This window comes from Rheinheimera gaetbuli (assembly GCF_054781935.1).
Genome location: NZ_BAAGTL010000001.1, coordinates 200,435 through 211,913 on the forward strand (window position 1 = coordinate 200,435; position 11,479 = coordinate 211,913).

Below are 11,479 nucleotides of genomic sequence, written 5' to 3' on the forward strand. Positions count from 1 at the left end.
TAATGTCATCACTAAGGCTTGCACTTATACTAATGACAACGGAATCTAACACAAGCGCTGGGCGCAACTGAGAATAATAATATCGTGCGACTACTTACTGCCTTAGCTATTTGCCTATTAAGCTATACCAACCACAGCTTTGCTGAAATGCCCAGAATAGCTATTATTATTGATGATATCGGCTATCAGAAAGCCGACTTAAAATTGATAGACCTGCCCCACCCACTCACGTTTGCAGTGCTTCCGCACACGCCCTACGGCAGTAAAGCAGCTAAACATGCGTTCTTGCAACAAAAAGACATTATGCTACACATGCCAATGCAGGCAAGTAACGGCAAGGCACCCGGCCCAGGCGCACTAACCAGTGACATGAGCAAATTGCAGGTGCAACAAACCTTGCAGGCAGCGCTGGCCGATATTCCTTACGCCATCGGCATTAATAACCATATGGGCAGTTACTACACTGAGCTGGGCGAGCCAATGGCCTGGACGATGGAATATTTGCGCAAACGGCATTTGTTTTTTGTAGACAGCCTCACCACCGCCAAAAGTCAGGCTGGGAAATACGCCCGCCAATACGGTGTAACTAATTTAAGCCGGCAGGTGTTTCTGGATAACGAACAGAACGAAGCGGCAATTGCCAGGCAATTTGACATCCTGCTGCGTATTGCCCGCAAACGCAACAGCGCTATTGCTATTGCTCACCCCTATCCGCAAACCTATAGTTTTTTACGCAAACAGCTACCTAAGTTGCAGCAGCAAGGGATCCAACTGGTGAGTATTTCCGAGTTACTGCCGCAGCATCATAACGTGATAGCCGCTGGTTTTACTGCACCGGCTGTATCAGCTCCGCAATAATGGTTTAATATACAAAAAAAGCACCCGGCTCTCGTCGGGTGCTTTTTTAATATTAAATTGGCTGTTAATCCGGTGCTTTAGACACACCCACCATAGCAGGCCGCAACAGGCGACCGTTTAACTCGTAGCCTTTTTGCATTACAAAAGTAACGGTATTTGGCGCTACATCGGCAGACGGCTGGATACTCATTGCCTGATGCAACTCGGGATTAAATGGCTGGCCTTGCGGGTCTATCTGGTTAACACCATATTTGGCCACAGTATCAAGGAAACTCTTCATTGTCAGCTCGACGCCTTCAACCACGCCTTTTAACGTTTCATCCTCACGGTTTATAAACGCCAGTGCCCGCTCCAGGTTGTCTACCACAGGTAACAGATCAGCAGAGAACTTCTCCAGGGCAAACTTATGTGCCTTTTCTACATCCATACTGGCCCGGCGGCGAATATTGTCAGACTCTGCCTTAATACGCAGCATTAAGTCATGCTGTTCTGCCAGTTGCGCTTTAGCTTGTGTCAGCTCAGTTTCCAATTTACTGATAATAGTATCTTCACCAGACAGTTCCACGGTGTCAGCATTATCTTGCGCTGGCTGCTGAGTATGTTCAGTCGTGTTATCCGTTTGCTGTTGTTGCTCAGTCATGTGTCACTACTCCGAAATTAAACAGGTGTATTATGGGGATACTTAGCGCCGATTCAAGTTTAAATTTAATTGTCGGGCACAGGCTTCAACCAGCGGGATCAGCCGCGCGTAGTTCATCCGCCTAGGCCCAAGCAACGCAATAAAGCGTGATGGCTGCGTCTGATAACGTTGCGCTATCAGACTAACATTCGCCAGCTCAATATAACCAGATTCCTTTCCTAACAACAACTTAGGGCTATCATCTTGGGTAATATTGTGTAGCAGGCGCAGCAAGCCTTCAGGCTGCTCCAACATCTGCATCACTTGTTGCAAAGCGGCATTTTGCTGGTATTCCGGCGTCAACATCAACTGATGCTGACCAAAAATTAACGGCTGGTGTTGCTGTAATTCATCTAAACTAAGTTGTCCCAGCACCTTTTGCAAAAGCTGCTGACATACACCGCTTTCTCCGCGCACTATGGCGCCCAGCCGCGCTATACCGTCCTGCCACTGGCCGCCACCGCCAAGCGCAGCGTTTAACAAACACAGCACCTTACTAAGAATACTATTGTCAATCGCCACCTCACAATGCAGCACCCGGTGCAGTATGTCGCCATCTTCGTCAATCACTACCAGCAACAATCTGTCGCTGGCTAACCTTACTAAATCTATCTGCCTTACCATCCGGCCACCGGCTTTAGGTGCACTGACAATTGCAACAAAACCGGTAAGGTTAGTTAATAACTGCCCGGCTTGCTGGCATAACAGCGACACCGGCAACTGCGGTGTTAACTTACGCTGCAATTCATTGGTCCAAATTGGTGTTAGTGGTTGTAGCTGCAGCATTTTATCAATGAACAAGCGCATACCGGTGGTGGTAGGTATACGCCCGGCAGAAGTATGCGGCGAGCGTATAAGCCCTTGTTGCTCCAGCTGCATCATAGTATTACGCACCGTAGCCGAACTTACCGCCAACTGCGCATTATCAGCCAGCACTTTAGACGAAACCGGCTGCCCATCCAGCAAATATTGCTCTACTATCAGCTTTAAAATCAGCTCAGGCCTGCTCAGGGATATTGTCATGCGCCACACTCAATTCAGTCTTGGGCTTTGATATGGGGTATGCTGCGGCATAATTCAAGCAACACGCCCTAGTGTCAGCTGCGCCCTGACGCTATACTGCAGGCACCATGTTATAGGAAACTGCTTATGCAACATGCTTTTACTACCGTAGGCTTAATTGGTAAACCTCATCATCAAGGGGCCAATGCAACCTTGCTCAGTCTGTACCAATTTTTACAGCAGCAAGGGCTCAAAGTCTATATAGAGGAGCAGGTTGCACAATCATTGAGCTTACCTGGTGCCGATGTACTTGATCTGGTCGAGATGGGTAAAAACTGTGATCTGGCTATCGTCGTAGGGGGCGATGGCAACATGCTGGGCGCAGCCAGAGTATTGTCTCGTTTTGACGTTGCGGTACTGGGGGTAAACCGCGGCAACCTTGGTTTCTTAACCGATTTAGCACCAGAAACGTTCGCCCAGCCACTGCGCGAAGTATTGGCAGGCAATTTTGTTACTGAAAAACGTAACTTGCTAGAGGTTGCCGTGCATCGAAATGGCACGATAAAAAGCAGTAACAGTGCGGTAAACGAAGCCGTATTACATGCTGACAAAGTGGCGCACATGATTGAGTTTGAAGCCTATATCAATGACGAATTTGTTTACAGCCAGCGCTCCGATGGCTTAATCATCAGCACACCAACCGGCTCTACCGCCTATTCATTGTCCGGTGGTGGCCCTATCCTGACCCCCGACCTGGATGCTGTTACCCTGGTGCCAATGTTTCCACATACGTTAAGTAGCAGGCCGTTAGTCGTATCAGGCAGCAGCGAAATCCGTTTAAAAGTGGCCAGCACTAATGATGCACACCTGCAAATCAGCTGCGACAGCCATGTTATTCTGGCAGTAATGCCGGGCGACGATATTTATATCCGCAAACATCCAACCCCACTGCGGCTGGTGCATCCGCCGGGTTACAGTTACTTTCATGTACTGCGTAATAAGTTAGGCTGGGGCAGCAAACTTTATTAAGCAGCTGCTTGCTAAGTCGGCTATACCGGTATAAAGTTACTGTATAAATAAACACTGTTATTTTTAACAGCGCCTATATACGTAACTTTAACCTGTTCAGGTCTGGAGCATCGCATGCTGTGTCATCTGCATATCAGTAACTTTGCCATTGTTCGCGCGCTGGAAATCGATTGGGCTGGCGGTATGTCTACCATTACCGGTGAAACCGGCGCCGGTAAGTCTATTGCCATAGATGCACTGTCGTTGTGTCTGGGCGAGCGGGCAGATGCCAGCGTCGTGCGGCCGGGTGCCGATAAGGCTGATATCGTTGCCAGTTTCGACGTTAGCAAATTAACCGCAGCGCAGAAATGGCTGGCAGAGCAAGACCTGGCCATGGGTAGCGAATGTATAGTCAGGCGCGTAGTAAGCAATGAAGGCCGCTCACGAGGCTATATCAATGGCGTACAAGTACCGGCACAACAATTAAAGGCACTGGGCCAACATTTACTTAGTATTCATGGCCAGCATGCGCACCAGCAGTTACTGAAAAACGATTACCAACGCCAGCTGATCGATGCTTTCGCCGGCCACGCCGACACGCAAGAAGCTACCCGTACAGCCTGGCGCGGCTGGCAACAGCTACAACGGGAATACAGCGAGCTGGAGCAATCGCAACAGCAACGCGACGCCCAGCGTCAACTGCTGGAATACCAGGTGGCTGAACTGGACAATTTTGCCCCGCTGGAGCATGAGTTTCCACAACTGGAAGCCGAGCATAGCCGCCTGAGCCATGGCAACACTTTGCTTAGCCAAAGCCAGCAGTGCCTGCAACTTTTGTATGATGATGAGCAGCAAAATATCTATCAGGCGCTTTCTGTCGCTGCCGCTCAGTTGGATCAGCTCAGCAGTCTCGACCCTGCACTAAGCAGTATTCAGCAAATGTTAAATGATGCACTGGTGCAAACTGAAGAAGCCAGTCGCGAGCTGCGCCGCTATGCAGATAAAGTTGAATTAGACCCAGAGCGTCTGCAGCAGGTAGATGAACGTCTTGGCTTGTGGTTGAATTTATCACGCAAACACCAGGTAGCACACGAAGAGCTGCCGACGCTGCATCAGCAACTATCGGCGCAACTGGCCAGTCTGACCGGTGACGACAAACGCCTGCTACAACTGGCTGCAGATATCAACGCCGCGCAGCAACATTATATGGCACAAGCTCAGCAGCTAAGCGAGCAGCGGCGTGACGCGGCGGCAATATTAAGCAGCCAGGTAAGCAACAGCATGCACGAGCTCAGCATGGCCAATGCCAGGTTTGAAATAGTGCTTAGCCCGCTAACTGTCGAGCAAGCGAATGCCAATGGCTGTGATGCCATTGAGTTTCAGGTATCCACTAACCCCGGCCAACCACTGCAGGCGATGCATAAAGTCGCCTCGGGCGGCGAATTATCGCGTATCAGCCTGGCCATTCAGGTTATTTTGGCAGACAAAGTTACTACACCTACGCTTATTTTTGATGAAGTGGACGTTGGTATCAGTGGCCCGGTAGCTGCCGGTGTCGGCAGGTTATTGCGCCAGTTAGGTGATAGCACACAAATTATTTGTGTCACGCATTTGCCGCAAGTAGCCAGCCAGGGCCATCAGCAATTGTTCGTAGAAAAATATACCGACGGTATAGCCACCGAAACCCGCATGCGTACTTTGAACGATGAAGAACGTATCAGTGAAATTGCCCGCTTGCTGGCTGGCGAGAATATCAGTGCCAGTGCACTGGCAAACGCGCGCGAACTTTTATGCGCACCGGTAGTCTGAAAGAAGGTTTTTCAGTAAGCCTGTCATAGGGTATGATGGGCTAATTCAGATAAAGCAGATAGTATAGATGAAAGCAGTAATTCAAATTTTAGTCGTGGTAATGGCACTGGCGAGTGTCAGTGCTTGTAGTAGCTGGATTTATCGTATTGATATTCCACAGGGTAACTTTCTGGAACAGAAAGACATCGACAAGCTACGTATTGCTATGACCAAAGAGCAGGTAAAATATGTACTTGGCAGCCCGGTAGCAAGCAATGCCTTTGATGATGATACCTGGCATTATTTTTACGCCCTAAAAAGCGGCAGCGGCAATGATTTTGAGAAACAACTTATCGTCGAATTTAAGGATGACAAGCTGGCAGACATTAAAGGCGACTTCGCAAAATCAGACAGCTTTAATACCCCGCTGGATATCTAAGCATTAAAAGCTTAAGTACATTGCTTGCCAATAAAACCAGCTTCAGGCTGGTTTTATTTATTCGGCCGTTTTAGTCTCATGTGGTCGTCCGCCGGTAACTTTGTCGGCCCGCCCCTCTTCCTTAGCTTTTTCTGCTCGGCGCCGGCGTAAATCTTTTGGATCGGCAATTAACGGCCGGTAAATCTCTAATCTGTCACCATGCTTAACCTGGTCCTGTAACTTAACCGGCCGGCTCCAAATACCTACTTTCTGTGTAGTTAAATCAATTTCAGCATATTGTTGCAAAATACCTGACAAACTAATTACTTGCTCTACCGTACTATGCGCCGCAACCGTCAACGTTAACAGACTTTGGCGCTCAGGCTTAGCATAAGCTACTTCAACCGTAATCTGCTCAGCCATGATTAACTCCGTATACCTGTTTTGCCCGCTGCGTAAACGCATTGACCATTGACGCCGTTAACTCTGCGAATATTTTGCCAAAGGCAAACTGAATCAGCTTGCTGGAAAATTCAAATTCAAGTTTTAACACTACTTTACAGGCGGTATCGCTTAGTGGCTGAAATTCCCAGCCACCCTGTAACTGCTTAAATGGGCCATCTACCAACTGCATCGCAATACGTTGATTGGCATACAAAGTATTGCGGGTGGTAAAAGTATGGCCGATACCCGCCTTGGAAACCGTAAGCGATGCCACCATCTCTGTTTCAGACCGGCTGACAATACGGGCAGAGGTGCAGCCAGGCAGAAATTGCGGGTAGTCAGGTACGGCGTTGACTAAGTCAAACATCTGCTGCGCGCTGTAAAAAACCAACGCACTGCGCTCAATTTGTGGCATACTCTCTCCCCTTTAAATACGCCGCCGATTGTAACAGAATAACGCGCTGCAACAAGGCTTGAGCCATCGCTGACCAATAAAACAGAGCTGCGAAACGTAACGAATTATGAGTAAAAAACAAGTTAGTAAAAACAAAAACGGCACCATAGCGCAAAACAGAAAAGCTCGACACGAGTATTTTCTGGAAGACCGTTATGAAGCTGGCATGGCACTGCAGGGTTGGGAGTTAAAGAGCATCCGCGAGGGTAAGGTTAACTTGTCCGATTCATATGTCATCCTGCACAATGGCGAAGCATTCTTACTTGGTGCACAAATTCAGCCGCTGAACAGTGCATCCAGCCATGTGGTGTGTGACCCTGAGCGCAGCCGCAAATTGCTGCTACACAAACGCGAGCTGGATAAGTTAATTGGTTTAAAAGAGCGAGAAGGTTTCACGCTGATAGCCACTGCAATGTATTGGAAAGCCTGCTGGGTAAAACTGGAGTTTCACCTGGCCAAAGGTAAAAAGACCTTTGATAAGCGCGACGATATTAAAGACAGAGACTGGTCACGCGAAAAAGAACGCATGATGAAACACGCTAAGCGCTAAATGACGACTTGAACTTTTTGCCGTACAGCCCCATCTAAGCTGTGCGACATAAAAAACGGTGAAGGTGCAATGCTTGCTTGTGTAACAAGCCCCAGCTGCGTACAATAGCCAAACACTATGGTGTGTAAGTGTTCCATACAGAATTCGGGGCTGATTCTGGATTCGACGGGATTCACGAACTCCTAGGTGCATGCCGAGGTGCGGTAGGCCTCGTAAAAAAACCGCAAAAAACTAGTCGCAAACGACGAAACATACGCAATCGCTGCTTAATAGGCAGTAGATAGCTCTTCCCCTCACGCATGTCTGTAAGCTGAGACTCTGGAAGATCACCCCTAACAGAATCGCGTCGCGTCTTCGCCTGGAGACAAAACGTTAAAACCAATCAGGCTCGCCCGACGATAGCCTGCCATTCGGCGCTCATAGGGTTAACTAAATGAATGTGCTAAGCATGTAGGACCGAAGATGTAGGTTTTTCGGACGCGGGTTCAACTCCCGCCAGCTCCACCAAATAGCACAAGGCCAGCAGCGATGCTGGCCTTTTGTTTTTCTGCTTTGTTGCCCACCATCATAAACTTAACTGTTCATGCTTTGCTCAAACAATATCGCAGGTATATACTTCTACTATCTAGCTGTCGGAGGTGAATATGGATACTGGCACCGTGTTTAAAAACAACAATACTCAGGCAGTACGTCTGCCAGTTGAAGCGCGTTTTCCTGACGATGTGAAAAAGGTCGTGGTTCGTGTTGTGGGTAAAGATCGCATACTCACACCTGTCGCTAACAGCTGGGATTCGTTCTTCCTGCAAGGTAAAGCCGTAACGAACGATTTTATGCCTGAGCGTGCAGCACAAGAGCAGCAAGAGCGGGAAGCCTTTTAATGCTGAAATACATGCTTGATACCAATATCTGTATCTATGTAATAAAACGCCGTCCTGTTGAAGTGCTGGAAACCTTTAACAAATATGCTGGCTTAATGTGCATCAGCTCAATTACTTATGCAGAGCTTTGTCATGGTGTTGAGAAAAGTGCACGGCCAGAACAAAACCGGCAAGCAGTAGAAGATTTTGTTTCCAGGTTGGTAATTTTGCAGTACGGTGAAAAAGCAGCTCAGCATTACGGCGAAATTCGATCAGAATTAGAAAATGCTGGAACACCAATTGGTGTTAATGACCTACACATCAGCGCCCACGCAAGAAGTGAGGGATTTACACTAGTGACCAATAATATTCGTGAATTTGACAGAGTGACAGGCCTTAGGCTTGGAAACTGGCTCTGACATATAAGCTAAATCAGAATGAATGACTTGAGTAACACTATAAAACTATTTTTTTATGAGCGAACTACCAACCCTCTAATCGCAGCCTTTTGTTTTTCTGCTGTATAGCGGTATAACGCAGATCTGCTACAGCAATATCAGCAATGTCTCACAGTCACTGGTTTAAAAATACCTACTTTGTACTTTTACCTGAGCAATTATCAACCTCTACTGAATAACATTTGGTTACAGTAGTTAAAAACTAAAAAATATTATTTAAACAAGATCAAAGCGTTAACCTAACTAGCACTTAAAAGCCGTATTTTTGGCCGTTCAGACGTTTGACGTGTACATGAATCATGCGCATAGTAAACCCTTCTTAAAATTGCAATGGATGCGTGCTTTAATTAACGCCGATGGAATGGCACACCTAACAGTAATAAATAGATAATAAAACCGTTAGCAAGTACATAATCAGCATTTTGGGGCGCATATGAACATCCAATTAGCAACAGGTAGTAGCTCGTCACTGTACGTACCTAAAAAAAGCCCAGATCTTCTTTTTGGGCTTGATGAGTTAGTAGCCTATTTTTTTAATTCATTTCACTGCTTTGTGGCAGAGTCTACCATTGAGAAAAATGCCATATTCAGACTAAGACACAAAGTTTATTGCGAAGAGCTAAACTTTGAACCTACCCGTGAAAACGGCATGGAGCAGGACAGTTTTGACAATAATTCTAAACATCTGGGCATTGAGCATGCTTTATCTTCGCAAATGGTTGGCACCGTCAGGGTCATTACTTCAGATACCTCACAGGAATTACTGCCTGTAGAAAAGTATTTTGGTACAACAATAACCAATACTCACTTTAATCCAATTGCTTTCCCAAGAGAGCAAATTTGTGAAATTTCACGCTTAGCAGTACCTGACTTTGTTAGATGTAAAATTCGCACGGCTAATCTATTTACTCATGAACAACAAGCCCAGGCAGGCAGTCTAGTGGCTATATCACTTTATCTGCTCGCATCTGTTTTGTGTGAGCAGCAAGGACGATTTCACTGTTTTGTCATGTTCGAACACAAAATGGCCAGGGCGTTGAGAAAAATCGGCATTCACTTTACACAGATAGGTGAATTTACCGAACATAACGGCTTACGCGCGGTACATTATCTGGACGTGCGCACTTTAACCGATACGCTACAACCAAAATATGTTGCGCTCAGAACCATGCTGGCGACTCAACTAGATACAAATACCTTGTCAGAACTTGGCTGCAGAAAAATTGCTTGATTGCTTTGATGGTGTTAAAACGCATTGGACTCATTAACCCAACTTACACTGGGTGCAGCGGTAGCAGTGGCTACGTTAGGTCGCCAAACCCCGCAAAAATTTAAAATTGCAGCAGCAGGCGCAATATTAGGCACTTTGCCAGATTTAGATGTATTACTGGATTATGGTGATGTTGTAAGTAATATGGTGCTGCACCGGGCGCAGAGCCACGCTTTTTTTTACCAAACCTTACTTGCTCCGCTACTCGCTTTCCTTGCTGCAATAATGTGCCGGCAGCGCCAGCATTATCTGCGCTGGTTACTGGCTACCTGGTTAATACTGATTAGCCACAGTGCTATTGACGCTATGACAGTATATGGCACCCAACTGGCATTGCCATTTAATAACTCGCCCTATGCCGTCGGTAGTATTTTTATTATTGACCCATTGTATACTCTGCCGCTGCTGCTGGGTGTGGGCTTTTTTTTAGGCAGCAAGAACTATGCAGTGGCTGTGCGTGCTAACTTTCTGGGTATTGCGCTATCCAGCACGTATATGCTTTGGACTGTTGTAGCGCAGTGGCAGGTTAGCCATATTGTCAGGCAGGACCTGGCCGCCCAGAAGCTTAGTTATACCAAATTGCTGGTAACACCAGCACCACTGAATACCCTGTTGTGGCGTATTGTCGTAATGACAGAGCAAGGCTACGCAGAAGGGTTCTACTCGCTACTCGATGGCAATACAGCAATATCGTGGCATAGTGTTGCAACAGACAAAGCGCTGGCATTACGTTACCAACACTTAAAAAGTGTGCAGCAGCTGGCTGCGTTTAGTCGAGGCTTTTACAGCCTGCGTCAACAAAATGACCGCTTGCTGCTAACAGATCTGCGAATGGGGCAAGAAGGTAGCTACGCCTTCGAATTTATTATTGACGGGCAAAGCGGTATGCCGCTGGCACAACTGCCGATGCGTCACAACAGCGATATCGCATTACCCTGGCTTTGGCGACGCGCGCTGGGGCAACCGCTGCCATCACCTTATTGGCCTAATGGCCAATAATATTATAACCTGACCAGTCAGGTACCAGGCGTTGACTTTGGCCAGACTCAGTCAGATGTACATATAAACCTTGTAACTGCTCGACGGCAAAGCAGTCATCTAACTCGAGCAAATCGTCTTTGTGCCGGCTGTCTGCTTCTGGCAACAACAGCTGTTTAGCCTTCGCTTTTGCCTCAGAGTGTGAACTGGCAACACACAGCATAAAATCATGCTGCTCAGCAATTTTGTCTGCGTAATAACCACCAAAATTAACAAAATAGAGTTTAAGCTCACTTTGTGCCGGAGTTTCACGCAGACTTACCGCATAGCCATCGATATGCTTCACCTGCATATAACTATCGATATGCAGGCCTTTTACTGTACCAAACCATTGCTGACACAATTGCGCATACGCATCTTGTATTTGTTGCGCAGCGACAAAGCGCACATCGTGCAGCTCAATATTCGCCCCTGGCGCAGTTCCACCGAGATAAACTAAAAACAGTTGCATTGTTCCTCCCAAACACTCGCCGGTGTTACGGCTAGTTTTACTATGGCGCCGCGACAATAGCGCAGTTTTGCCATAACAACCAGTAAGTCAATGAAAGTTCTCTGTAAAAAAATCGCTTCTGCAGTACAAAACTGCTATACCTTGATAACTGATTTAATTTAACACTAGCCCTAACCACGCTATTATTTCGGAGCTATGTAGTAG

General features: G+C 47.1%; 14 protein-coding genes and 1 other RNA gene. 10 read left to right on the top strand and 5 right to left on the bottom strand.

Going from position 1 to position 11,479, the window contains the following annotated elements; all coding sequences use genetic code 11:
• The first annotated feature begins 147 nt into the window (after positions 1-147).
• A complete protein-coding gene (locus tag ACYVIC_RS00895; protein WP_460856419.1) occupies positions 148-858 on the top strand; it encodes a divergent polysaccharide deacetylase family protein in 711 nt (236 codons plus the stop codon).
• Between the two features lie 64 nt (positions 859-922).
• On the opposite strand, the gene grpE is transcribed toward ACYVIC_RS00895, so the two are convergent.
• Complete coding sequence (grpE, locus tag ACYVIC_RS00900; protein WP_460856421.1) at positions 923-1,498, bottom strand: nucleotide exchange factor GrpE; 576 nt, start codon at positions 1,496-1,498, stop codon at positions 923-925.
• A 42-nt stretch (positions 1,499-1,540) separates the two neighbouring features.
• The gene (hrcA, locus tag ACYVIC_RS00905; protein ID WP_460856423.1) at positions 1,541-2,560 is read right to left on the bottom strand and encodes a heat-inducible transcriptional repressor HrcA; all 1,020 of its coding nucleotides are present in this window, start codon (positions 2,558-2,560) and stop codon (positions 1,541-1,543) included.
• 126 nt (positions 2,561-2,686) lie between these two features.
• Between hrcA and nadK the strand changes: the two genes are divergently transcribed.
• From nadK to ACYVIC_RS00920, 3 genes are all read left to right on the top strand, one after another.
• A complete protein-coding gene (gene nadK / locus ACYVIC_RS00910) occupies positions 2,687-3,568 on the top strand; it encodes an NAD(+) kinase (RefSeq protein ID WP_460856424.1) in 882 nt (293 codons plus the stop codon).
• Between the two features lie 114 nt (positions 3,569-3,682).
• Complete coding sequence (recN, locus tag ACYVIC_RS00915) at positions 3,683-5,356, top strand: DNA repair protein RecN (protein ID WP_460856426.1); 1,674 nt, start codon at positions 3,683-3,685, stop codon at positions 5,354-5,356.
• Between the two features lie 67 nt (positions 5,357-5,423).
• Positions 5,424-5,774 (top strand): outer membrane protein assembly factor BamE, encoded by a 351-nt coding sequence (locus ACYVIC_RS00920; protein WP_460856427.1) that lies wholly within the window; start codon positions 5,424-5,426, stop codon positions 5,772-5,774.
• Positions 5,775-5,831: 57 nt separating this feature from the next.
• Here the strand turns inward: ACYVIC_RS00920 and ACYVIC_RS00925 are convergent, their stop codons facing one another.
• Together ACYVIC_RS00925 and ACYVIC_RS00930 are read right to left on the bottom strand one after the other, a co-directional pair.
• Positions 5,832-6,176: an RnfH family protein gene (locus ACYVIC_RS00925; RefSeq protein WP_460856429.1), complete on the bottom strand. Its 345-nt coding sequence runs from the start codon at positions 6,174-6,176 to the stop codon at positions 5,832-5,834.
• Entirely contained in the window at positions 6,169-6,612 is a 444-nt protein-coding gene (locus tag ACYVIC_RS00930; RefSeq protein WP_460856431.1) for an SRPBCC family protein, read from the bottom strand. Before ACYVIC_RS00930 ends, ACYVIC_RS00925 begins: the two co-directional genes overlap by 8 nt.
• 106 nt (positions 6,613-6,718) lie before the next feature.
• On the opposite strand from ACYVIC_RS00930, the gene smpB reads away from it, so the two are divergent.
• The 6 genes from smpB (at position 6,719) to ACYVIC_RS00960 (ending at position 10,785) form a co-directional block, all read left to right on the top strand.
• On the top strand, positions 6,719-7,201 hold the full coding sequence (gene smpB / locus ACYVIC_RS00935) for an SsrA-binding protein SmpB (RefSeq protein ID WP_460856433.1): 483 nt from the start codon (positions 6,719-6,721) through the stop codon (positions 7,199-7,201).
• A gap of 146 nt (positions 7,202-7,347) precedes the next feature.
• Positions 7,348-7,708, top strand: a transfer-messenger RNA (tmRNA) gene (gene ssrA, locus ACYVIC_RS00940).
• A gap of 137 nt (positions 7,709-7,845) precedes the next feature.
• A complete protein-coding gene (vapB, locus tag ACYVIC_RS00945) occupies positions 7,846-8,079 on the top strand; it encodes a type II toxin-antitoxin system VapB family antitoxin (RefSeq protein ID WP_460856435.1) in 234 nt (77 codons plus the stop codon).
• A gap of 2 nt (positions 8,080-8,081) precedes the next feature.
• Positions 8,082-8,477 carry a type II toxin-antitoxin system tRNA(fMet)-specific endonuclease VapC gene (gene vapC / locus ACYVIC_RS00950; protein ID WP_460857218.1) on the top strand — a complete coding sequence of 132 codons (396 nt, stop codon included), beginning with the start codon at positions 8,082-8,084 and terminating at the stop codon, positions 8,475-8,477.
• Between the two features lie 472 nt (positions 8,478-8,949).
• Positions 8,950-9,747 carry a PEP-CTERM/exosortase system-associated acyltransferase gene (locus ACYVIC_RS00955; RefSeq protein ID WP_460856437.1) on the top strand — a complete coding sequence of 266 codons (798 nt, stop codon included), beginning with the start codon at positions 8,950-8,952 and terminating at the stop codon, positions 9,745-9,747.
• A gap of 24 nt (positions 9,748-9,771) precedes the next feature.
• Complete coding sequence (locus ACYVIC_RS00960; RefSeq protein WP_460856439.1) at positions 9,772-10,785, top strand: metal-dependent hydrolase; 1,014 nt, start codon at positions 9,772-9,774, stop codon at positions 10,783-10,785.
• Here the strand turns inward: ACYVIC_RS00960 and ACYVIC_RS00965 are convergent.
• The gene (locus ACYVIC_RS00965) at positions 10,772-11,275 is read right to left on the bottom strand and encodes a DUF1543 domain-containing protein (protein WP_460856441.1); all 504 of its coding nucleotides are present in this window, start codon (positions 11,273-11,275) and stop codon (positions 10,772-10,774) included. The two genes, ACYVIC_RS00960 and ACYVIC_RS00965, sit on opposite strands and share 14 nt — an antisense overlap.
• Positions 11,276-11,479: the final 204 nt, after the last annotated feature.

Excerpts from the sequence above, each read along its gene's own strand:
- ACYVIC_RS00895 (WP_460856419.1), top strand. The coding sequence starts at position 148 with ATGCCCAGAATAGCTATTATTATTGATGATATCGGCTATCAGAAAGCC.
- grpE (WP_460856421.1), bottom strand. The coding sequence starts at position 1,498 with ATGACTGAGCAACAACAGCAAACGGATAACACGACTGAACATACTCAG.
- hrcA (WP_460856423.1), bottom strand. The coding sequence starts at position 2,560 with ATGACAATATCCCTGAGCAGGCCTGAGCTGATTTTAAAGCTGATAGTA.
- nadK (WP_460856424.1), top strand. The coding sequence starts at position 2,687 with ATGCAACATGCTTTTACTACCGTAGGCTTAATTGGTAAACCTCATCAT.
- recN (WP_460856426.1), top strand. The coding sequence starts at position 3,683 with ATGCTGTGTCATCTGCATATCAGTAACTTTGCCATTGTTCGCGCGCTG.
- ACYVIC_RS00920 (WP_460856427.1), top strand. The coding sequence starts at position 5,424 with ATGAAAGCAGTAATTCAAATTTTAGTCGTGGTAATGGCACTGGCGAGT.
- ACYVIC_RS00925 (WP_460856429.1), bottom strand. The coding sequence starts at position 6,176 with ATGGCTGAGCAGATTACGGTTGAAGTAGCTTATGCTAAGCCTGAGCGC.
- ACYVIC_RS00930 (WP_460856431.1), bottom strand. The coding sequence starts at position 6,612 with ATGCCACAAATTGAGCGCAGTGCGTTGGTTTTTTACAGCGCGCAGCAG.
- smpB (WP_460856433.1), top strand. The coding sequence starts at position 6,719 with ATGAGTAAAAAACAAGTTAGTAAAAACAAAAACGGCACCATAGCGCAA.
- vapB (WP_460856435.1), top strand. The coding sequence starts at position 7,846 with ATGGATACTGGCACCGTGTTTAAAAACAACAATACTCAGGCAGTACGT.
- ACYVIC_RS00955 (WP_460856437.1), top strand. The coding sequence starts at position 8,950 with ATGAACATCCAATTAGCAACAGGTAGTAGCTCGTCACTGTACGTACCT.
- ACYVIC_RS00965 (WP_460856441.1), bottom strand. The coding sequence starts at position 11,275 with ATGCAACTGTTTTTAGTTTATCTCGGTGGAACTGCGCCAGGGGCGAAT.